This is a genomic window from Candidatus Tisiphia endosymbiont of Mystacides longicornis, assembly GCF_964031095.1.
Classification (GTDB): Bacteria; Pseudomonadota; Alphaproteobacteria; order Rickettsiales; family Rickettsiaceae; genus Tisiphia.
Genome location: NZ_OZ035004.1, coordinates 1,435,972 through 1,457,705, shown reverse-complemented (window position 1 = coordinate 1,457,705; position 21,734 = coordinate 1,435,972). Strand labels below are relative to the sequence as shown.

Genomic DNA, 21,734 nt, shown 5'->3' with positions numbered 1-21,734 from the left:
ATTTATTATTTTCAATTTTTCATATTTTTTTGCCATTATTAAGCAAATTATCAATCTATTAATATTAAAGTAACGGTAAAAAAATTGATAGTATATCAAGACCATAGAGTTCTAACAATAGAACAAAAAAAAGCGATTGATTTGTTGTCAATTGGAACATTTTTAGAATATTTTGACTTGATGCTTTATGTACATATGACAGTATTGTTGAATGAGTTATTTTTTCCACAAAGTGATCCACAAACTGCTAATCTTCTATCGACTCTCACCTTCTGTGCTACTTTTGTTTTTCGACCAATTGGGGCTGTGTTATTTGGTTGGATAGGTGATAAAATAGGTCGTAAAGTTACGATAGTTATCACAACTTTTATGATGGCATTTTCTTGTTTACTGATGTTTATTTTACCTACTTATGCACAGATTGGTATTACTGCTTCGATATTAATTAGCATTTGTCAGATAATGCAAGGTATGTCATCCTTAGGAGAAGCAATAGGGGCTGAATTATATTTAACGGAAATGATCAAACCACCCTTACAATATCCTGTTGTTGGTTTTATTTCAATATTTGCTGATCTAGGGGCAGTATTTGCTTTAGGTGTTGCAGTACTGACTACTTCACATGGCTTTAATTGGCGGTATGCTTTTTTATTTGGATCAGTGATTGCTATGGTGGGAACGATGGCAAGAACACAGCTTAGAGAAACACCAGAATTTGCTGATGCAACCAAAAGATTGATAAATAACCTGAAACTTTTTGGTTTAAAGAAAAAGGATATTATTGGAAAAGAAGGTAGTGCCAATTGGCAGATGTTAAATGAGAAAGTTAATATCAAAACTATATTAGCTTATTTAGCAATTGAATCGCCTTCTCCAATTATCTTTTATTTGATATATATCTATTGTGGTATCATACTTAAAAACACCTTCAATTATAGTTTTGAACAAATTATTATCCATAACTTGCTTGTTAAAATAACAGAGCTACTTATCAGCATCCTATATACTTATTTGAGTTATAAGATATATCCACTAAAAATTTTAAAAGTAAGATTAGGAATCTTTGCTAGTATTATTATATTTTTGCCATATATATTAACTAATATCCCCTCTCCTTCTTATTTGTTATTATTACAGTCTTTTATATTGCTATTTCAGACAGGATCATTTCCAGCCGCCTCAATATTTTATAAGCAATTTCCTGTGTTTAAACGTTTTAGATGTGTCAGCATCTCATTCGCTATGGTAAAAGCAATAATGTATGTTGTTGTTTCTTTTGGATTAGTTTATTTAATAAAATATTTTGGTAATTGGGGAATAGCAATGTTTTTTGTGCCATTCATGGTGGCATATGGATTTGGCTTGTATCATTTTGAAACATTAGAGAGATTACGCAATATGTAGTTATAGCTAACCCGCCTGTGTCATTGCGAGAAGCTACTTTAGTAGCATTGAAGCAATCTCACGTAGTAATCTCGCTAATAGCGTCTTGTACTTTTCTGGAATTTTTAAATTGTCATGGGGTTTATGCGTAAGGTAAGTGATAAAGTAAAATAAATGAAATATTTTACTTATTATATCATTATTGGTATTAGTGTGTGCAATATTTAGTGTATTATTGAATAATTAGAATTGCTGGGTTAGAGTTTACTTTCTCTATCATTTATTCAAATATTCTATTATTGTTATTATATTAAATAGAAGAGGACGCCACAATGAAAGATATCTGTAAAAAAGTTAAATGTATAGTATACTTGCTTATATATGGGGTGGTCACTTGGATTATCGCAAAAATTATACTTATATCAACATTCCCAGATGATGGGCAATGTCACTGCTCCGAAACTCCAGCCTTACTACATTATATTTTGGCTTTGATAGTAACTACAGCCCCAGTGATAACGTATATATGTACGAAAAATTGTAAGCTGAAAACAAAATCTGATACTAAAAAATTATGATTGGTAAACTAAAAGGCACAATAGATGCATGTTTTAATGATTATGTCATTATTGATGTTAATGGTGTTGGATATTTAGTGTATTGTAGTAGTAAAACTCTAAATAAATTAGTGGTTAATGAGTTTTGTCAATTATTTATCGAAACGCATGTAAGAGAAGATCATATTAATCTTTATGGCTTTTTATCACTCGAAGAAAAGTTTGTTTTTAATTTATTACAATCAGTAAACGGTATTGGGACAAGGATGGCTTTAGCTATTTTATCAAATTTATCACCTGAGCAAATTCAATCAGCGATAGCTAGGCGGGATAAAGAAGCTTTTAAAGCCGTTTCCGGTGTTGGACTAAAATTAGCTGAACGAATTATCATAGAGTTAAAGGATAAAGCCTTAACTAACCTTACTACCAATCTTCCCATCGATAAGAATGATAGTGATTTATCTAAGATATCATCTGATGCTACATTAGTTTTAACCTCACTTGGAGTTAATAGAACTGAAGCCCATAATTTGGTACAGGAAATTATTGCAAAGGATCCTGATATCTCTATTAATGAGCTAATTAAACTCGCACTAAAGGCCCGTAGTTCCAATGTCTAAAAACCCAGTTTCTAAAAATGTTTTATCAGCTGATATATTGCCAAACGATCAAGAGTTCTCTCTACGACCTAGCTATTTAAAAGAATTTGTTGGGCAACAACAGATCAAAGAGAATTTATCTATTTTCATCCAAGCCGCTAAAAATAGGTCAGAACATTTAGACCATACCTTATTTTATGGACCGCCTGGACTTGGTAAAACCACTCTTGCCCAAATTATTTCTAAGGAGATGGGAGTAAATTTTAAATCCACTTCAGGACCTGCTATATCAAAAGCAGCTGATTTAGCTGCTATACTTACCAATTTGCAAGATAATGATGTGTTATTTATTGATGAAATTCACCGTCTTAGCACCAATATTGAAGAAGTATTGTACCAAGCAATGGAAGATTTTGCTTTGGACATAGTTATTGGAGAAGGTCCCGCCGCAAGGTCAGTAAAAATCAATTTACCCAATTTTACTTTAGTTGGAGCAACTACTAGACTAGGTCTATTGAGTAACCCTTTAAGAGATAGATTTGGTATACCACTACGTTTACATTTTTATAATGTGGCTGAATTAAAACTTGTTTTGAGTAGAGCTAGTAAATTGCTGGCAATTAATGTAACCGATGAGGCGTTAGAAGAAATAGCAAAGCGTAGTAGAGGAACTCCAAGAATTGCCCTTAGGCTAATTAGACGGGTGAGAGACTTCGCTTCTGTCGATGATCAGCTAGAAATTGATAGGAATATTGCCAATCTCTCGCTGAATCGATTAGAAGTTGACAAAATAGGTTTAGACAGTAATGATTATAGATATTTAAAGTTTATCGCTGATAATTATGATGGGGGTCCGGTCGGTATAGAAACAATTGCCGCAGCTCTATCAGAACAACGCGATGCTGTTGAAGAAACTATCGAACCCTATCTAATACAAATAGGGTTATTACAACGTACCCCAAGAGGCAGAGTTATTACCAAAAATGCTTTTGACCATCTGGGAATATAACAATCTATAGTTAATAAAGAAGTAATTTATGAAAATAATTAACATAAAACAACTAACGATCCTGCTGACTTTAATTTTACTCCCCTTTAGCAAAGTGGTTGCCAATAGTCAACAACATTTTGAGAAAGCAAATACTTTAACAATGGAGGGCAAATGGCAAGAAGCAATTGACTCCTATGATTTGGCAATTAAATATAAGCCTGATCTTGCTGAAGCTTACCATAACAAAGGTACAGCTTTGTATGAGTTAGGCAAATGGCAGGAAGCAATTGACTCCTTTGATTTAGCAATTAAACATAAGCCTGATTTTGCTAATGCTTACAACAATAAAGGTACTGCTTTAGGCAAGTTAGGCAAATTGCAGGATGCAATTGACTCCTTTGATTTAGCAATTAAACATAAGCCTGATCTTGCTGATGCTTATTACAACAAAGGTATAGTTTTAGGCAAGTTAGGTAAATTACAGGAAGAAATTGTTGCTTATGATTTGGCAATCAAACATAAGCCTGATTTTGCTAATGCTTATTATAACAAAGGTATAGCTTTAAAGGAATTAGGTAAATTGCAGGAAGCTATTATAGCATATGATTTAGCAATTAAACATAAGCCTGATCTTGCTGATGCTTACAACAATAAAGGTACTGCTTTAGGCAAGTTAGGCAAATTGCAGGATGCAATTGACTCCTTTGATTTAGCAATTAAACATAAGCCTGATCTTGCTGATGCTTATTACAACAAAGGTGTAGTTTTAGGCAAGTTAGGTAAATTACAGGAAGAAATTGTTGCTTATGATTTGGCAATCAAACATAAGCCTGATTTTGCTAATGCTTATTATAACAAAGGTATAGCTTTAAAGGAATTAGGTAAATTGCAGGAAGCTATTATAGCATATGATTTAGCAATTAAACATAAGCCTGATCTTGCTGATGCTTACAACAATAAAGGTACTGCTTTAGGCAAGTTAGGCAAATTGCAGGATGCAATTGACTCCTTTGATTTAGCAATTAAACATAAGCCTGATTTTGCTGATGCTTATTATAACAAAGGTATTGCCTTGAAGCAGCTAGGTAAATACTCGCAGGCAAAGGAAGCATTTAGCAAAGCAGAGCAATTTGAGATAAAACACTAAAAACTATAGAATTATGCTAACCCTACTAACATTACTCCGTCATTGCGAGACCACGCAAGTAGGTCGTGGCAATCCAAAAAATGATCAAAAATTGATTGCTTCGTCGCTACTGAAGTAGCTCCTCGCAATGACCTTGGAAGCTAAAATCGTCATTGCGAAGAGGCGAAAGCCGATGAAGCAATCCACTCTTTTATGGATTGCCACGCCACCTACGGTGGCTCACAATGACGGAATAATGTTAGGCATGGTTAGCTATAAAACCAAACTAAAAGATACTTAAAGAAGAAATATTATATGCAAAAAGCTCTAACTTTTATAATTGCTGCCGCAATTATTTACTCTATTGTACAAATGAAAATGCAATCTCCGCCTGAGGAAAATGCCCCTAAGGTTCAGACAAGTGAAGCTGAAAGTAATAACAATACTAATACCCCTGAGCAAGCAAATATACCATTAACTGGTAATTTCCTTGAAAAGACTGTTTCAAAAGTTTTGATCAATGCTCTTAAAACAGAAGAAGGTCGACTATTCTTTGAAAATTTACTACAACCAACTAACAAACCTATTGCTGATGGTAAATATACTATAGAGGTTAATAGAGATTTAATTCAGCCAATGTTTAAGATTAACACCTTTGGTAATGGGACTGTCGGTCCAGCGACTTGTGGTCATGTAGTTACATTACATTACCAATTATTGGATATTAACAATAATTTACTCAGCGAAAATACTAAAACCTTTACTCTTGGTTCTAGGGCGATCATGCCAGGAATTGATTCTGTAGTAGTAGGGATGATGGTTGGACAAACCAGACAAGCTATATTTCCTACAAAATATACATCTTCTAACGAAGAAAATAAAGACTATGATGCACCTTATAGGGTTAATATTGTCTTAAATTCAATATTACCTAATAATTTTGTTAATAGTAATGAAGTAAAGATATTTGATGATGAAATAGCTTATAGGATGCCATTATTATGTGGAGATAAAGTAGGAATTGACGCAAAGATTACTAAATTATCGAATGGGCAGGTACTTTATGACTCGACACAAGAAGGGAAAAAGCTAGATATAAAAATTGGTGATATTAATTACCCATTAATTGTATCATATGCTCTACATGGTAAAGTACCAGTTGGCACTAGAACAGTAATTGCTAAAGGTAAGTTATTTAAAGCCCTTGGTTCTAATATCAATAAAATGCTTAATCAAAGTAAGATTCCTGTGGATGAATATTTAATGCTGGAATTAACAAATTTTCAAACAGATTAATTGAGGATAAAAAATGCACGATACTACTTATAATACTAAAAGAGCAACTGTACCAGCTCTCGAACAATTATTATTTGAACCGATAAAAGTACTAGATCATGGTTTCATTAGAGTTATTGATTATATGGGGGATGATAGTAGCATAGTACAAGCAGCACGAGTATCATATGGTAAAGGGACAAAACAACTAAGCCAAGATAAGGGGCTAATTAATTACCTGATGCGTCATAAACATACCACACCATTTGAAATGTGTGATATCAAATTTCATATTAAACTACCTATTTTTGTTGCAAGACAGTGGATACGTCATAGAACTGCTAGTGTTAATGAATATTCAGCTAGATATTCTATATTAGGAAATGAATTTTATTTACCAGAGAAACAGAATCTTGCTGCTCAATCTACAATAAATAAGCAAGGAAGAAGTGATGAAAAAATTCCAGAAAAAATTGCAGATAAAGTATTAGTGCTACTAGAAAAAGATGCTAAAATATGCTATCAGCATTATACTGAAATGATGAATCAGGATGAACATGGCAATATTATTGATGAAAATACCTTAGGTATTACTAGGGAACTGGCAAGAATGAATTTAACTTTGAACTATTATACAGAATGGTATTGGAAAATTAATTTGCATAATTTATTAAATTTTCTGCTACTCCGAGCCGATTCTCATGCCCAATATGAAATCAGAGTATATGCAGAAAAAATGCTAGAAATAGTACAAGCTTGGGTACCTTTTACTTATGATGCCTTTAAGGAATATAGGCTAGAGGGTAATAATATTTCTAAAAAAGGACTGGCTGTCATAAAAAGACTAATTAATAAAGAAGATGTCACGCTAGAGTCTAGTGGTATGACCAAAAGAGAATGGGATGAATTAATGCAAGTTATTGGTGGATAAAATAATAAAGGAGGTGTTTAGATACAGTCAATTCAGGGAAATTGGGTAGCAGGAGTGACGAGTGGCAACATCACCACCTTCTCATTAATTGACTATATCTGGTTTTTAAACATTATCTCCTGTAACTCGTACTATATTTGCCCCACAGTTACTTAATTTTTTTTCCAATGTTTGATATCCACGATCTAAGTGGTAGATTCGACGTATTTTTGTTGTATCGTTGGCGGCAAGTCCAGCTAATACTAGAGATACCGATGCTCTGAGGTCGCTTGCCATAACTTCAGCTCCCGTCAGAAAAGGTACTCCGTGTATTATAGCACTATTTCCTTTAATTATTATATTTGCCCCCATTCGGCATAATTCAGGAACATGCATAAAACGGTTTTCAAAAATAGTTTCGGTGATGGTAGAAGACCCGCTGCAAAGGGTCATAAGACTCATAAACTGAGCTTGAAAATCTGTTGCAAAACCTGGATATGGACTTGTATGAATATCCACAGGATTTAATTTATCTACATAAGAAACTCTTAAACCATTATCAATGGGTTCAACTTTTATGCCAGCTTCAATGAGTTTTAATACTATATTTTCAACAATATTGCCGTTAATTCCATAAATATTTAAACTGCCTTTAGTAATGGCAGCAGCCATCATGTAGGTACCAGCTTCAATACGATCCGGCATGATCGAATAGTTGGTATGTTTTAAATAAGATTTACCAATAATTGTTATTTCACTTGTACCAATTCCATTTATTTCTGCCCCCATTTTGTTAAGGCAATGGCATAGATCAACAATTTCTGGTTCTCTAGCACAGTTAGATAATATCGTTTCCCCTTTAGCCAAAGTAGCAGCCATTATAGAATTAATTGTTGCTCCAACAGATATTTGTTTAAAAACAAAATGTACAGCTTTTAATCTGCCTGTGATTTTAGCATTAATATAGCCATGATCCACATCAATATCTGCTCCCATAGCTTGCAATGCTGCTATATGTAAATCCACTTGTCGAGCCCCTATAGCACATCCTCCAGGTAAGGAAACTTTAGCTTTAGAGAATCTAGAGAGTAATGGTCCAAGAACCCAAATAGAAGCACGCATTTTACGTACTATATCATATGGGGCAGTAAAATTATTAATATTGCTACTATCGATATCCATGCTTAAGTAATCTTGATGATCAGTTACCGTAACAACACTGCCTAAATTCTCAAGTAATTTCTTCATTGTGAGAATATCAGTAAGCTTTGGAATATTATTAATACTAAGCTTATCTGTAAGAAGTGCAGCTGTCATAATCGGTAATGCCGAATTCTTAGCTCCGCTAATGCTAATATTACCTTCAAGGGGAATACCACCTTTAATTATTAAACTGTCCATAGGAATTCCTTAATATATAATAATCTGAATTGAATATAACAAACTGACGTCATTGCGAGAAGGCGTAAGCCAAAGCATAAGCGTCAGTTTAAGAAAACAATAATTGAAAAACTGTCGTTGCAAGGAGGCTTTAGGTCGACGAAGCAACCCAGAAAAGTGATTAAATTTGGATTGCTGCGACCACTACGCGGTCTCGCAATGACGTTGGAAGCTAAAATCGTCATTGCGAGAAGAGGCGTGAGCCGACGAAGCAATCCACTCTTTTATGGATTGCTACGCCACCTACGGTGGCTCGCAATGACAACTTTTCTACTTTATTTTCTTAAACCAACGCTTATGCACAATAACGTCGGTGTTTTTACCTCGACTTTAAACAATTTATCATTTTTTACTATCGTCAAGAGCTGCTCCAAGTATGTCTCCTAGACTAGCACCACTATCAGCAGAACCATATTCTTTGATAGCTTTTTCTCTCCTGTCTATTTCAAGGGCTTTTATTGATAAAGTAACTTTACGAGATGCTTTATCAATGGTGATGATTTTTGCATCAATTCTGTCATTAGGGGCAAATCTTTCAGTTTTTTGTTCGGTTTTTTCACTAGAAAGATCAGCCTTCTTGATGAAGCCCGATACTTTATCGTCTAAAGCCACTTCTATTCTATCATCTTGAACTGCAGTGACTAAGCAAGTAACGATCATATTTTTTTTATACAGCTCAAATTCATCTTGCTGCGTCTCTTCAGTTAATTGTTTAATACCTAAACTTATACGTTCCTTTTCAATATCAATTGATAAAACCTTACATTCTATTTGGTCATTCTTTTTATATGTTTTTAACAATTCAATACCATTACCGTCCCAGCTTATATCCGTTTCATGAATCATGCCGTCAATATTGTCATCAAGTGCTACAAACATACCAAAGTCAGTAATATTTCGTATTGGAGCTTTAATTATACTACCTATTGGATTACGCTTAGCAAACTCAATAAGGGGGTTATCTTGACATTGTTTAATACTTAAAGATATTCTATGTTTATCAGTATCAACTTCTAAAATGGTAAATTGCACTTCTTGACCGATAGTAAGCATTTTTTTAGGATGCTGATTTAATTTCACCCAACTAATTTCACTTGAATGTACAAGACCCTCAATACCATCTTTTAGCTCAATAAATACTCCATAATCAGCAATATTTGTTACTTTACCGGTCATTATCGTACCAACCGGAAATTCTTCTTTTATACTTTGCCATGGATTATGATCAAGTTGCTTCATACCAAGTGAAATTCTCTTAGTTTCTTCATTAAATTTTATAACTATAACCTTAACTTTTTGATCTAGCGATAAAACTTCTGAAGGGTGATTTATTCTGCTCCATGAAATATCAGTAACATGCAATAGACCGTCTACATTACCTGAACTACCTAAAGCAATAAATGCACCGTAATCAGTGATATTTTTTACTGTACCATCTAATATTATCCCTTCCTTAATTTTCGATAACATTTCATCCCTAGCCTCAGATCTTGATTCCTCAAGTATGGCTCTTCTAGAAACCACAATATTACCAAGTTTCTTATCCATTTTTAAAATTTGGAATGGCTGCTTGATACCCATTAACGAAGAAATATCTTTTATTGGTCTAACATCTACCTGACTTCCAGGCAAGAAAGCAACAACCCCTGATACATCAACGGTAAACCCACCTTTAACACGCCCAAATATTACACCATCCACAAACTGCTTTTGAGCACATGCAATTTCTAAATGTCCCCATGATTCTTCTCTAATAGCTTTTTCACGGCTTAATATAGTTCTACCGTTGCGACCTTCAATTTTCTCAATATAGACATCAACTATATCACCAACTTCTGGTAAAGGTTGATTACTAGCCAAGGCAAATTCTTCTACCGGAACTCTACCTTCATTCTTTAGGCCAACGTCAACTATGATAATTCCTTTGGCGATACCTACTACTTGACCTTTGACAACAGTACCTTCTTTTATATGGCTAGTACTTATGCTTTCAAGCATTTGTGCAAAATCTTCATGAGATTGAAGGCTAATTTCTGCAAGTTGGGAAACAAATTTTTTCTTAATTTTTTGCATATTATTCTCTAATACTAGTTGTGCCACCTAGTATAATAAATATAGTTAATTGATTTGAATTTGCTCGAGTGAGTTGCTTAGATGTTGACCTAAATTTAGGTTTCACTTCTATCACACTGATCAGCAAATCCAACTAAATTAACTATGAATGGTTAATAAATGTAGATAAAACAACCTATTGCACATAAAATATGTTGATATTACCTAACTAAAATAAACTCCATAATCTTATCAATCACTTTTTCTGGTGATAGATAAGAAGTATCAATTTCTAAAGTTCCTGGAGAGATAGTTAACGGAGCGATATCACGCTCTATATCTCTTTTATCTCTTGTTTCCAGTTGCTTTAGAACTACATCAAAAAGACATTCTCCATCTTTCTTTTGCAGCTCTTTATACCTTCTTTTTGCTCTAATAACAATATCTGCTTTAATAAAAATCTTTAAATCAGCCTTCGGTGCCACTACTGTTCCAATATCTCTACCTTCCATTACAATTCTAGGAATTGTTTTTATTAATTTTACCAAATATATTCCCAGATTATTTCTTACTTCCGGTATAACGGCAAGCTGTGATGCTATATTACCTACAACCTCACTATCAAGTTCTGAATTTTTTATATATTCCGTGGATTTAGATAATTCAATTATTCTATTTATATCAGTAAGATCAATTTTTTGCTTTATACAAGAAAGAGCAAGGCTTCTGTATACAATACCTGATTGAAAATAGGTGAGCTCAAGTTTTTGTGCTAACATTCGTCCAATTGTACTTTTACCTGATGCCGCTGGACCATCCAGTGCCACTACAAAATTATTGCAGATATCCAAAGCTTGAGATTTTAAGGTCATTTATTCATAATTTTATGCTAGGAGGCTGCCTATAATAACTGAACTAATTAATTATATTTTGAGCTATTTTTCGGCAAGAATAGATATGATTTTTACAGGATAGTGTATCTATTTCAAAAAAATCATGTTTATTCGCAGCCAAAAAGAACCCGATATAGAATTACTTTCGTTATCGCAGACACTCTCGTAGATTTTAGCTGAATATTTAAAATAATGCAAATAAAACTTGAAATTAGGGCTATTATAGATTAGACATGTTACTTGAATATTTTGTTGCTTTAAGTATAAAATTAAAGCAGGAAAAAATAAGGGCGGTTAGCTCAGTTGGTTAGAGCATTACGTTGACATCGTAAAGGTCGGTGGTTCGAGTCCACTACCGCCCACCAGTATTTATCAGCCATTCACGGTTTTTTATAGTCTTAATAACCATTTCATATGTAACTCATATGTCACTTCTCAGACAGAAATCCTAATGTTATCTTTTTAGACTATAGTCTGGTTAGCTATATTTGCCCAAGGCTTCTTCAAGTAATTTTTCTTGCTGCTCATTATGTATGTTCAGTGCCCCAACGGCAGGTGAAGCAGATTCATTTCTACCAACATATTTAAATTGATTATTAATTGACATATCTTTTAGGGTGTCATTTAAGTGGTCTTTAATGAAATTCCACGCTCCCATATTTTTAGATTCTTCTTGACACCAAATAAACTCCTTAGCCTTATTATATTTACCTAATATTTTAATGATAACATCTTTTTCAAACGGATATAATTGCTCAACTCTAATAATTACCATATCTGAAATAGTTTTTTCTTCCCTTTTTTCTAATAAATCATAGTATACCTTGCCACTACATAATATAACTCGTGTTACTTCCTTGGCATTTATCGTCTCATTAATTTCGTCTAGTACAGGGGCAAAGCTTGTATTCTCATCAATATGCGATAGAGGGGATACAGCCATTTTATGTCTTAATAAAGATTTTGGTGACATTACTATTAGTGGTTTACGAATATTACTGTATATTTGACGACGTAATAAATGAAAAAATGAGGCTGGGGTTGTAGGATAGGTAACTTGAATATTATCTTCAGCAGCAAGCTGTAAAAATCTCTCAAATCTTGCAGAACTATGCTCTGGACCTTGCCCTTCCAATCCGTGTGGTAGTAGCACTACTATACCACTCATTCTGAGCCATTTGTTTTCACTACTGGAAATGAATTGGTCAAAAATTATTTGAGCTCCATTAGCGAAATCGCCAAACTGAGCTTCCCAAATTACTAAATTTTTTGGATTAACTAATGAATAGCCATACTCAAAACCTAAAACTGCATATTCAGATAAATTACTGTTAGCAATTTCAAAGTTTGCTTGGTTTTGCGATAAATTATTTAATGGTGTATAGGTACTATTATCTACCTGACTATGCAATACTGCATGACGGTGAGAGAAAGTGCCACGCTCAGAATCCTGACCAGTAAAACGTATTCTGGTACCTGAATTTAATAGACTGGCAAATGCTAATTGCTCTGCAGTTGCCCAATCGATCGGTTTATCTTGCTTTAAAATATTTGCTCTTAATTCAAATAATTTTACAAGTTTAGGATTTAAAGGGAAATCTTTTGGTATTTGACAAAGCCTTATACCAAGCTCTTTTAAAGTATTTTTACTAACACCAGTAGAGAGTATTTTAGCATTTGACCTAGTGTAACCAGACCATAACCCCTCTAAGTACTGAGCTTGTGTTTGATAATTTTTAGCATATTCATACTCTTGATCTAATTTTAGTTTAAATTGTTCTTTTAACGTAGGAAAATGATTTTGGTCAATTATTCCTTCTGCAATCAGTTCATTGGCAAAAACTGTTGCTGGGGATTGTTTATTTTTTATTACATTATACATAGCGCCTTGAGTATACATAGGCTCATCACCTTCATTATGACCGTATTTACGATAGCATATGATCTCAATGACTATATCTCTAGCAAATTTATGTCGGTAATTCACTGCCATATTAGTAGCTTTGAGTACAGCTTGAATATTATCACCATTTACATGTAAAATTGGACTATTAATTATTTTAGCAAATTCAGTAGAATATCTACTTGGTCTGGTATCATAACTATTTGTTGTAAAGCCAAGCTGATTATTAATAACAAAGTGAATAGTTCCGCCAACATGATAAGCCTTTAAATTCGACATAAATAAACTTTCAGCTACTACACCTTGACCACAAAAAGCAGTATCACCATGCACTAAAATACCCATTACTTTTTGACGATTAACATCTTGAATGTTGTCTTGTTTTGCTCGTACTTTACCAGCTACCACTGAGTTTATCGCTTCTAAATGCGAAGGATTATCTGCCATAGAGAGGTGAACCTTAGATTGACCTCTTATTCGATCTGACGAATAGCCAATATGATATTTTACATCACTCGAAATACCTAAATCATTTGACAAGATACTGCCAGTCATAAATCCAGATAGAATAGCTTTATAAGCTTTAGTCATTACCTTAGTTAAGGTACTAAGTCTTCCTCGATGTGCCATACCTATTACGACATCTTCTACTCCATGAACAATAGACATATCTATAGCTTTATCTATAGCTACTACAGCTGCCTCTCCCCCCTCTACTGAGAAACGCTTTGCCCCAGGAAATTTTGTGTGTAGATATTGTTCAAATCCCTCAATTTCTACTAAATCTTGTAGTATATCCTTCTTATCTTGTGTTAATACATTAAAAGTTTGAATGTTACTTTCCATTTGTTCACAAAGCCAGGTTTTTTCATCTTCATTGGTCAGATGATCAAACTCTATAGCAATATCTTTAGCATAAGTTTGATCGAGCAAATTAACCAGTTCACTAACTGTGCATGATTTTATTCCAAAAAATTGATCGTCAATTTCTATAATATTATTCAACTGATCTTTAGTAAAACCAAAATCTTCTATATTAAGCTTCAACTGACTTTTTGTTTTAAGAGCTTCAAGATTCAATGGATCTAGTTTTACTAAATAATGTCCATATTTGCGATAGCTGGCAATCAGCATTTTTACTCTAAGTTTGTTAGTAACAGTAGAAAAATCCGTATCAAGCCCCTCCCCTCTTTCACAAGGCGAAGTGATAATATGAGCAATGCTTTTTGTAACCTGATGGCTATTATAGTCAATTGATGAGAAGTTGGTGACGTCGTCACTCGTCGCTCGCCTATTATTTATAGGCGTCGCTCCATCGCTCCTAGCATCAACTTCTCCTGAATTGACTATATTATTTTCAATATTTTGGAAATAATTTTGCCAGCTTTTATCAACTGCTGTATGATCTGATAAATATAGTTGATATAATTCTTCTATAAAGATAGCATTGCTACCAAATAAAAAGCTGGTTTGTTTAAAGTTTTTGTCCATAACTTCTTATTCCTGATTAGGTTATGTTTATAAACATAGCAGATTTTTTTGCTCCACTAATAGCTGTGTTCATTTTTTTTTTTTTTTGCGGTATTGCTTATTTTTTTTCATTGACCACTACGTGGTCTTGCTATAGGCATATACGTCATTGCGAGCCACCGTAGGTGGCGTGGCAATCGATTTTTAATCATTTATGGATTGCTTCGTCGACCTTACGGTCTCCTCGCAATGACGGTTTCTCAATTATTGTTTTCTTAAACTTATATCTGACGCTTATACGTCATTGCGAGCGAATGTACGTGAGCGTGGCAATCCACGAAGCTTGTTATATTGCTTCGTCGGTTCATGCCCATAGTACTCTACAATTTTTATTCTATAAGTATTAAACAGCATAAAAACGCCATTGCGAGGAGGCGTAAGCCTACGAAGCAATCCATATAGTCTTGATGTATCTATACTAATTCTTATGGATTGCTTTGTCGCTACTAAAGTAGCTCCTCGCAATGACGCTTAGCAGTAAGCTTTTTTACTCATCATAAGGAAATAAATAAAAAATTGTAGAGTACTATGGCTCATGCCTCTTTGCCACGACAGCAAATTTGCTTTACCCTTTTGCTCATAGTAGAATCACCAAACTTTAAATTGTCAATTGATGATTGTTCCAGAGCATGCACCAATAACATATTATTTGCTATGTCAAGCGTTACAGTTCCTGGCGTAAGGGTAATAGAATTAGCATATACTACAAGACTAGTATCGTTTTTTTGCTCTGAATCAATCCACTCAAAAACTGGTTGCAAGTTAAGATTCTTCCGCCATATAATCTTCATTACCCCTAAGCTAGATAGCAGTATTTCTTTAATTAGCCAAGTAAAATATAGTATAGAATGATAATTTAAATAAACCCTACGGGGCATTAAATTGAGTTTTATCGCAAAAAGATAAGTTATACTGACAATAATCGAGGAAATCAACAACGTAAAAATATCTGTAGGTAAACCTGTTAGACCAAACAATATCAATAACAACATAATTAAAGTAAAGATTCTAGTGTGCATCATATCCTTTTATCCCGCTAACAATCGATGTATAGTTAATTGATGAGAAGTTGGGAACTTTGTCACTTATTACTCCTAGCCCCCAATTTTCCTGACTTGACTATAGTTTTAAATTTTTTCATACTAGATCAAATTAACAATATTTGCTATAGTATTATTTAATCTTATTTGTTATATATACTTGATAATCAAGTTTTTTGCAGAGATATCTTTAAACGCAAAATTTGTCATTCCCGCTTAGGCGGGAATCTATTATAGATCCCGCACCGAAGTAGGGATGACAACCATGGTTCTATATTTTATTCAAATCTGCAAAAAAACTTGATTATCGAGTATATAGATTATTATCTTTAACTTAGAACTTACAAAATTGATATTATGGGAATGAGCTTCAGTCACTTATTAGTGATCTTATTAATCATCTTAGTGTTGTTTGGTGCTGGTAAATTGCCTCAAGTAATGTCAGACCTTGCTAAAGGTCTTAAAGCTTTTAAGGAAGGAATGAAAGATGATAAGAAAAAAGATGAATAATGCTAATAGCCTTACTATTTTTACTTTATAGTTAATTTTTCATCAATTGACTATAATCAAAAGCCCTCTATCTAGACCTTCTATATCTTTATACACTTGCTGAACCGTATAGCCATGATTTATAAATATTTCTGTAACAGATGCCGCTTGATTAAAACTAATCTCTAAAAATAATTTACCATTCTGTTTTAAAAAACCCTTAGCTTCTTTAGCAATTATGTAATATGACGCTAAACCATTATTTTCAGCAAATAAAGCTAAGTGTGGTTCATATTTTATGGTTTCAGGAGACATATAAATAGTATCATCAAAGGAAATATACGGTGGATTACTTACAATAATGTCAAATTTTTGCTTTTTTAAATTCTCAAACCAGTTACTATTAACTATCTTAAATCTATCAAAAACCTTATATTTTATAACGTTTTGCCGAGCAATAGCAATAGCTTCATTACTTATATCAGTAGCAGTTACATTAACATTGATATTAGCATTTAGCATTTCTAATAATAAGCTTAAAGCAATACAACCACTGCCAGTACCAAGTTCCAGTATGGTTAGCTCCTCGATGTCATTCTGCTTTGGTGCGGGTTCTAGATTCCCACCTACGCGGGAATGATCAGGAGTATGGGAATAGCAAGGGGTGATACTAATCGAGTTAGCTATAACATCCTTTAAAATCGCATCTACAATAGTCTCGGTATCTTGTCGAGGAATAAGTACTTTATCATTTACGATAAAGTTATAACTATAGAATTCTTTATATCCTACAATATAGGCTATTGGCTCTAGTAATGTTCGCCTATTAACCAGATTATCAAAAATAATTTGCTCTTGTCGGGTCAATTCTTCTTCTGACCTAGCTAATAAATATTCAATAGACTTATTAGTTGCATGTTGCATCAATATGCGTGATTCTAAGTGGGCTGATTTAATACCTACAGCTTGCAGCTTGCTAGCAGCGTTAATTAAGGATTTTTTTATATTCATTCGATTATTTCCGTAATATCCGATGGTAGGGGGGATTCAAATTCTAGCAATTTACCGCTTACCGGGTGGGAAAAACTTATATACCAAGAATGTAATGCTTGCCTCTTGAAATCCATTAATTTTTGTGGTACAATGCTAAAATTGTGGTTAACTTTCCTGCTATTTTTGCCATAAGTTTGATCTCCTACTACAGAATGCTTTAAATGGCTTAACTGTACTCTAATTTGATGAGTTCGTCCGGTAGCAAGTCGACATTCCACCATGCTTATAATACCATTAAAAAATATTTTCTCCGTTTTGTAATGAGTAATTGCCTCTTTACCTCCAAATTTTAAAATAGTCATTTTTTGCCGTAAAATACGGTCTCTACCAATATTATTGCTTATAACCCCTTCTTGTGGATTGATAATACCCCAAACTAAAGCTTTATATTTCCGCACCAAATTACGACTTTCTATCTGACTTGCAAGATGTACATGGGCAAAATTATTCTTTGCTACCACCATAAGCCCAGATGTATCTTTATCCAAACGATGAACAATACCAGGTCTTTCCAGCCCTCCTATGCTAGATAAAGATTTTGCATGGTGTAACAAGGCATTTACCAAGGTATCCTGGTGGTTTCCACTGCCAGGGTGAACGGTCATACCAGCTGCTTTATTGATAACTATTAAATCTTCATCTTCATAAAAAATATCAAGTTTAATATCAGCTTCCTGCATTGTTAATGGATCAGGAGCTTTAAAAAATACTGAAATAATGTCATTCTCCTTGACCTTAAAGTTAGAATCAGAAATAATCAAACCATTAACTTGTACTTGAAAGTCACTTATCATCTTCTGAACTTGGCTTCTAGATGTTTTATCGATAAGTGTTACCACAGCCTTATCAAGTCTAAACCCATCTAAATTTGGGGGTATGTTATATTCTTTCATTAGCTAAAATATTTTAAAATAATAACATGACTCATTTAACAAAAAAAATCAACCAACTAAAATGGTTACAAGCGATTGGTATAGATTATTATTTATCAAAATCAGCTATTACCGGTCATTCCACCCTACCCTTGTCATTCCCACATAGGCGGGAATCTAGTATAGATCCCTGCCTTCGCAGGGATGACACCTTGTCGATTCCAGGTCATTCCACCCTACCCTTGTCATTCCCGCGTAGGCGGGAATCTAGTATAGATACCTGCCTTCGCAGGGATGACACAAAAAAAGTAAATTGTCATTCCCGCGTAGGCGGAAATCTAGCTCCCGCACCGAAGCAGGATAACATCATTTCGTTGTCTAGGTCTTTGGCTAATTCAGCTAGCAGTTTAGAAGAATTAAAACAGCTATTAATGGATTTTAATGGTTGCGGTTTAAAGAAATTAGCTAATAAAACCGTATTTGCTGATGGCAATCCACAAAGTTCTATCATGTTTATTGGAGAAGCACCAGGTAGTAGCGAAGATGCAGAGGGTATACCATTTTGCGGTGAAAGTGGTAAATTACTTGATAATGTCTTAGCCTCTATCAATATTTCAAGAAAACATAATGCTTATATTACTAACACAGTATTTTGGCGACCACCAGCCAACCGTCAACCAACACAAGAAGAAATAGATATTTGCCGACCTTTTGTGGAAAAACATATCGCTTTAATCAATCCCAAATTAATTATTTTAGTGGGAAATGTTGCGGCAACTAGCTTACTTGGCAAAAATGCTGGTATAAGTAAAATCAGACAAGAATATTATTTATATACCAATCAGTATCTTATCAAACCAATTAAAACCACTGCTATCTTCCATCCTGCCTATCTGCTTAGACAACCAATGCAGAAAAAAACCATCTGGTATGATTTAATAAAAATCCAGGAATATATCAATGCAAACATCACAATTACACATTAATTCTCCAATTATAGTCAATTGATGAGAAATTGGTGGCGTCGTCACTCAATGCTCGCCTATTACTTATAGGCGTCGCTCCATCGCTCCTGCTACCCAATTCCCCTGAATTGACTATATCTACATGTAAAGATAATTGCTATGATAAATAATAGGCGAGCATTGAGCGACGACGCCCCCAATTTCTCATCAATTGACTATAGTAATAGGAATACCAGGGCTACGTTGTCCATAAATTAAAAATTCCTGGTTGCCTTTTGCTCCTAGAATAGGGCTGGGTATTACCCCAAATATGTTAAAATTATAATTTGATTCTAGCCATTGTTGAATTTTATCACATACTTTTTGATGTAAGAGTTGGCTTCTAACAATACCACCATTCCCGACCTCATTCTTGGCCACTTCAAATTGCGGCTTAATTAAGGCAATTAGACGGCAATTATCTTTTGCTAAACCAAATGCAGTGGGTAATATGGTAGTAAGGCTAATGAAGCTGGCATCACAAACGATAATATCTGGTGGCAAACTAATTTGCTCAATTGTTAAATACCGGGCATTAGTTCTTTCAATTACTGAAATTCTAGGGTTATTACGCAGTTTATGATGTAGTTCACCATATCCGACATCTACCGCAAAAATCTTTTCAGCCTTTCTACGAAGCAAAACCTCAGTAAAACCACCGGTACTAGAGCCTATATCTAGACAAATCAGCCCTTGTGGATCAATATTGAAATGGTCTAGAGCAGCAATTAATTTTAACGCCCCTCGTGATACATAATCATGTATCGGGCGTTTTATAATAATATCACGAGTATCAATTGATACTCCCGTACCTGGTTTAGTATTTTGCTGCTGATTAACATATACTTTGCCTTGGATTATTAAGCTTCGTGCGATGTTAATATCATCAACTAATTGGCATTCTACTAAATGCTGGTCAAGCCTTATTTTTTTCATCAATCAAATTTATAGTATCTTGAATACCAAAAAGTTTAACAAAAGACCCAAGCCTTGGCCCTTCAGTTTGACCAAGTAATATTTGATATAATTCTTTAAAATAATCTCGCAAATTATGATAACCATGATTATTACCTATATCATAAATTTTCTCCTGAATCTGTTCGGAAGTACTATCTACTGGTAAAGAAGATAACATAGTGCTAATTTCTTGTAAGATAACTTTTTGCTGAATATTAGGCGTTAAATAGCACTTATTCGCTTTAATAAAGTCATTATAATAACCAATGGCAAAATCTGTTAAATGATCAAGGTACGGAGCATTTTGCGGTGTCGCATCTGGAGCGTACTGACTGATGAATCCCCAAAGTACCGATTTATCTTCCGGATTACAAACTGATGCTAGGTTGAGCAATAGGCTAAAACTAATGCCAAAAGTTTCGATAATAGGCACATTCCCATGATGAATATGGTGTACTGGATTAGCAAAACGCTTTACTTGATCAGTTTCTAAATGATATTTTTTATTAAACGTAATATATTCATCAACATTTTTAGGTATTACATCAAAATGTAAACGTTTGGCTCTTGTTGGATTCTGGTACATAAATAATGCCATACTTTCCATAGGGGCATATTGTAGCCATTGATCAACTGTAATACCGTTGCCTGTAGATTTAGAAATTTTCTCTCCATCTTCATTAAGAAATAATTCATAAAAAAATTGTACTGGTTCAATGCCACCCAAAATTCGACAAATTCCAGAGTATAACCTGGCGTTAGTCATATGATCCTTGCCATACATTTCATAGTCAACTTGTAGCGAAGCCCAACGCATACCAAAATCAGGTTTCCATTGTAGTTTGCAATGCCCCTTGGTCACAGGAACTTCAACCAATTTTCCTTCTTCGTCTTGATAGCTAATAGTGCCGTTTAAACGATCAACTTTGCTAATAGGTACTTGCAGGACAATACCGGTTTTGGGACAAATCGGCATGAAAGGCGAATAGGTTGCTTTTCTTTCGGCTCGAAAGGTTGGTAACATTAGAGCCATTATCTCCTCATATTTGTCTATGACTTTTAGCATCATCTGATCAAATAAACCGGATTTATAACATTCTGTACTACTAACAAATTGATATTTAAAGCCAAATTTATCTAAGAATGAGCGAAGTTTGGCGTTCATGTAATGCCCATAACTTTCACACTTACCAAAAGGATCTGGCACAGATGTCAGAGGTTTGCCAATATGCAATGCCACCATATCAGGGTTGGGGATATTACTTGGAACTTTACGCAGACCATCCATATCATCAGAAAAACAAAACATCTTAGTTGGAATATTCGATAGTTGTTTAAACGCTTCTTGCACCATTATAGATCTAGCAACCTCTGCAAATGTACCAATATGCGGTAACCCTGACGGTCCATAGCCCGTTTCAAATAATACATAGCCTTTAGCTGGGGTTTTGCCGCCCAATTGATCTAATATTCTTTTTGCTTCTAAAAAAGTCCAAGCGTTTGATTTAACCGCATCTTCTAAAATTTCTAGTTCTGACATCTATAATATCCATAAGTTTGATTCGATTTACCAAGATTATAAATATACATGGTTTTTTGTAAATTTATAAATATATCTCTTGAGTTTTTTACAATATTCTTAGACAATAACCGATTAAAA

At 34.1% G+C, this 21,734-nt stretch carries 17 protein-coding genes and 1 tRNA gene; 9 read left to right on the top strand and 9 right to left on the bottom strand.

Annotated features, from left to right (window positions below; genetic code table 11):
* Positions 1–84 precede the first annotated feature (84 nt).
* The 6 genes from ACQH6S_RS07390 to thyX all read left to right on the top strand — a co-directional run bounded on the left by ACQH6S_RS07390 (position 85) and on the right by thyX (position 6,862).
* Positions 85–1,404 (top strand): MFS transporter, encoded by a 1,320-nt coding sequence (locus ACQH6S_RS07390; RefSeq protein ID WP_425360314.1) that lies wholly within the window; start codon positions 85–87, stop codon positions 1,402–1,404.
* Between the two features lie 553 nt (positions 1,405–1,957).
* Entirely contained in the window at positions 1,958–2,560 is a 603-nt protein-coding gene (gene ruvA / locus ACQH6S_RS07385; protein ID WP_425360315.1) for a Holliday junction branch migration protein RuvA, read from the top strand.
* Positions 2,553–3,548, top strand: coding sequence for a Holliday junction branch migration DNA helicase RuvB (gene ruvB / locus ACQH6S_RS07380; protein WP_341748971.1), 996 nt, complete (start codon positions 2,553–2,555; stop codon positions 3,546–3,548). Before ruvA ends, ruvB begins: the two co-directional genes overlap by 8 nt.
* A 28-nt stretch (positions 3,549–3,576) precedes the next feature.
* Entirely contained in the window at positions 3,577–4,677 is a 1,101-nt protein-coding gene (locus ACQH6S_RS07375; protein WP_425360316.1) for a tetratricopeptide repeat protein, read from the top strand.
* 294 nt (positions 4,678–4,971) lie between these two features.
* Entirely contained in the window at positions 4,972–5,952 is a 981-nt protein-coding gene (locus tag ACQH6S_RS07370; RefSeq protein WP_425360317.1) for an FKBP-type peptidyl-prolyl cis-trans isomerase, read from the top strand.
* A 13-nt stretch (positions 5,953–5,965) separates the two neighbouring features.
* The gene (gene thyX / locus ACQH6S_RS07365; protein WP_094648792.1) at positions 5,966–6,862 is read left to right on the top strand and encodes an FAD-dependent thymidylate synthase; all 897 of its coding nucleotides are present in this window, start codon (positions 5,966–5,968) and stop codon (positions 6,860–6,862) included.
* A gap of 105 nt (positions 6,863–6,967) precedes the next feature.
* Here thyX and murA read toward each other — a convergent pair whose 3' ends face one another.
* From murA to cmk, 3 genes are all read right to left on the bottom strand, one after another.
* Positions 6,968–8,242 (bottom strand): UDP-N-acetylglucosamine 1-carboxyvinyltransferase, encoded by a 1,275-nt coding sequence (murA, locus tag ACQH6S_RS07360; RefSeq protein WP_094648791.1) that lies wholly within the window; start codon positions 8,240–8,242, stop codon positions 6,968–6,970.
* A gap of 381 nt (positions 8,243–8,623) precedes the next feature.
* On the bottom strand, positions 8,624–10,354 hold the full coding sequence (locus tag ACQH6S_RS07355; RefSeq protein ID WP_341748974.1) for a 30S ribosomal protein S1: 1,731 nt from the start codon (positions 10,352–10,354) through the stop codon (positions 8,624–8,626).
* 200 nt (positions 10,355–10,554) lie between these two features.
* Positions 10,555–11,205 (bottom strand): (d)CMP kinase, encoded by a 651-nt coding sequence (gene cmk, locus ACQH6S_RS07350; RefSeq protein ID WP_425360318.1) that lies wholly within the window; start codon positions 11,203–11,205, stop codon positions 10,555–10,557.
* Between the two features lie 309 nt (positions 11,206–11,514).
* On the opposite strand from cmk, the gene ACQH6S_RS07345 reads away from it, so the two are divergent.
* Positions 11,515–11,591: transfer RNA gene (locus tag ACQH6S_RS07345), tRNA-Val, on the top strand.
* 113 nt (positions 11,592–11,704) lie between these two features.
* Here the strand turns inward: ACQH6S_RS07345 and ACQH6S_RS07340 are convergent.
* The gene (locus ACQH6S_RS07340) at positions 11,705–14,620 is read right to left on the bottom strand and encodes a 2-oxoglutarate dehydrogenase E1 component (protein ID WP_425364470.1); all 2,916 of its coding nucleotides are present in this window, start codon (positions 14,618–14,620) and stop codon (positions 11,705–11,707) included.
* Between the two features lie 572 nt (positions 14,621–15,192).
* Positions 15,193–15,651, bottom strand: coding sequence for a Na+/H+ antiporter subunit E (locus tag ACQH6S_RS07335; RefSeq protein WP_425364717.1), 459 nt, complete (start codon positions 15,649–15,651; stop codon positions 15,193–15,195).
* A gap of 405 nt (positions 15,652–16,056) precedes the next feature.
* On the opposite strand from ACQH6S_RS07335, the gene tatA reads away from it, so the two are divergent.
* Positions 16,057–16,209, top strand: a complete 153-nt coding sequence (gene tatA, locus ACQH6S_RS07330) for a twin-arginine translocase TatA (protein ID WP_094648787.1) — start codon at positions 16,057–16,059, stop codon at positions 16,207–16,209.
* Positions 16,210–16,251: 42 nt separating this feature from the next.
* Here tatA and prmC read toward each other — a convergent pair whose 3' ends face one another.
* Positions 16,252–17,199 carry a peptide chain release factor N(5)-glutamine methyltransferase gene (prmC, locus tag ACQH6S_RS07325; protein ID WP_425360321.1) on the bottom strand — a complete coding sequence of 316 codons (948 nt, stop codon included), beginning with the start codon at positions 17,197–17,199 and terminating at the stop codon, positions 16,252–16,254.
* Positions 17,196–18,134, bottom strand: coding sequence for an RluA family pseudouridine synthase (locus ACQH6S_RS07320; protein ID WP_425360322.1), 939 nt, complete (start codon positions 18,132–18,134; stop codon positions 17,196–17,198). Before ACQH6S_RS07320 ends, prmC begins: the two co-directional genes overlap by 4 nt.
* Before the next feature lie 26 nt (positions 18,135–18,160).
* Here ACQH6S_RS07320 and ACQH6S_RS07315 point away from each other — a divergent pair, with 26 nt between their 5' ends.
* Positions 18,161–19,099 (top strand): uracil-DNA glycosylase family protein, encoded by a 939-nt coding sequence (locus ACQH6S_RS07315; RefSeq protein ID WP_425364469.1) that lies wholly within the window; start codon positions 18,161–18,163, stop codon positions 19,097–19,099.
* A gap of 186 nt (positions 19,100–19,285) precedes the next feature.
* Here ACQH6S_RS07315 and ACQH6S_RS07310 read toward each other — a convergent pair whose 3' ends face one another.
* Positions 19,286–20,053: a TlyA family RNA methyltransferase gene (locus ACQH6S_RS07310; RefSeq protein WP_094648782.1), complete on the bottom strand. Its 768-nt coding sequence runs from the start codon at positions 20,051–20,053 to the stop codon at positions 19,286–19,288.
* Positions 20,034–21,614 carry a lysine--tRNA ligase gene (locus ACQH6S_RS07305; RefSeq protein WP_341759464.1) on the bottom strand — a complete coding sequence of 527 codons (1,581 nt, stop codon included), beginning with the start codon at positions 21,612–21,614 and terminating at the stop codon, positions 20,034–20,036. The genes ACQH6S_RS07310 and ACQH6S_RS07305 overlap by 20 nt, the downstream gene beginning before the upstream one ends.
* Between the last annotated feature and the right edge of the window lie 120 nt (positions 21,615–21,734).

What these genes read in the sequence shown, in the direction of transcription:
- ruvA (WP_425360315.1), top strand. Translation starts at nt 1,958, where the DNA reads ATGATTGGTAAACTAAAAGGCACAATAGATGCATGTTTTAATGATTAT.
- ACQH6S_RS07370 (WP_425360317.1), top strand. Translation starts at nt 4,972, where the DNA reads ATGCAAAAAGCTCTAACTTTTATAATTGCTGCCGCAATTATTTACTCT.
- ACQH6S_RS07310 (WP_094648782.1), bottom strand. Translation starts at nt 20,053, where the DNA reads ATGAAAAAAATAAGGCTTGACCAGCATTTAGTAGAATGCCAATTAGTT.
- ACQH6S_RS07375 (WP_425360316.1), top strand. Translation starts at nt 3,577, where the DNA reads ATGAAAATAATTAACATAAAACAACTAACGATCCTGCTGACTTTAATT.
- ACQH6S_RS07305 (WP_341759464.1), bottom strand. Translation starts at nt 21,614, where the DNA reads ATGTCAGAACTAGAAATTTTAGAAGATGCGGTTAAATCAAACGCTTGG.
- ruvB (WP_341748971.1), top strand. Translation starts at nt 2,553, where the DNA reads ATGTCTAAAAACCCAGTTTCTAAAAATGTTTTATCAGCTGATATATTG.
- ACQH6S_RS07355 (WP_341748974.1), bottom strand. Translation starts at nt 10,354, where the DNA reads ATGCAAAAAATTAAGAAAAAATTTGTTTCCCAACTTGCAGAAATTAGC.
- thyX (WP_094648792.1), top strand. Translation starts at nt 5,966, where the DNA reads ATGCACGATACTACTTATAATACTAAAAGAGCAACTGTACCAGCTCTC.
- ACQH6S_RS07340 (WP_425364470.1), bottom strand. Translation starts at nt 14,620, where the DNA reads ATGGACAAAAACTTTAAACAAACCAGCTTTTTATTTGGTAGCAATGCT.
- prmC (WP_425360321.1), bottom strand. Translation starts at nt 17,199, where the DNA reads ATGAATATAAAAAAATCCTTAATTAACGCTGCTAGCAAGCTGCAAGCT.
- ACQH6S_RS07335 (WP_425364717.1), bottom strand. Translation starts at nt 15,651, where the DNA reads ATGTTGTTATTGATATTGTTTGGTCTAACAGGTTTACCTACAGATATT.
- murA (WP_094648791.1), bottom strand. Translation starts at nt 8,242, where the DNA reads ATGGACAGTTTAATAATTAAAGGTGGTATTCCCCTTGAAGGTAATATT.
- ACQH6S_RS07320 (WP_425360322.1), bottom strand. Translation starts at nt 18,134, where the DNA reads ATGAAAGAATATAACATACCCCCAAATTTAGATGGGTTTAGACTTGAT.
- ACQH6S_RS07315 (WP_425364469.1), top strand. Translation starts at nt 18,161, where the DNA reads ATGACTCATTTAACAAAAAAAATCAACCAACTAAAATGGTTACAAGCG.
- cmk (WP_425360318.1), bottom strand. Translation starts at nt 11,205, where the DNA reads ATGACCTTAAAATCTCAAGCTTTGGATATCTGCAATAATTTTGTAGTG.
- tatA (WP_094648787.1), top strand. Translation starts at nt 16,057, where the DNA reads ATGGGAATGAGCTTCAGTCACTTATTAGTGATCTTATTAATCATCTTA.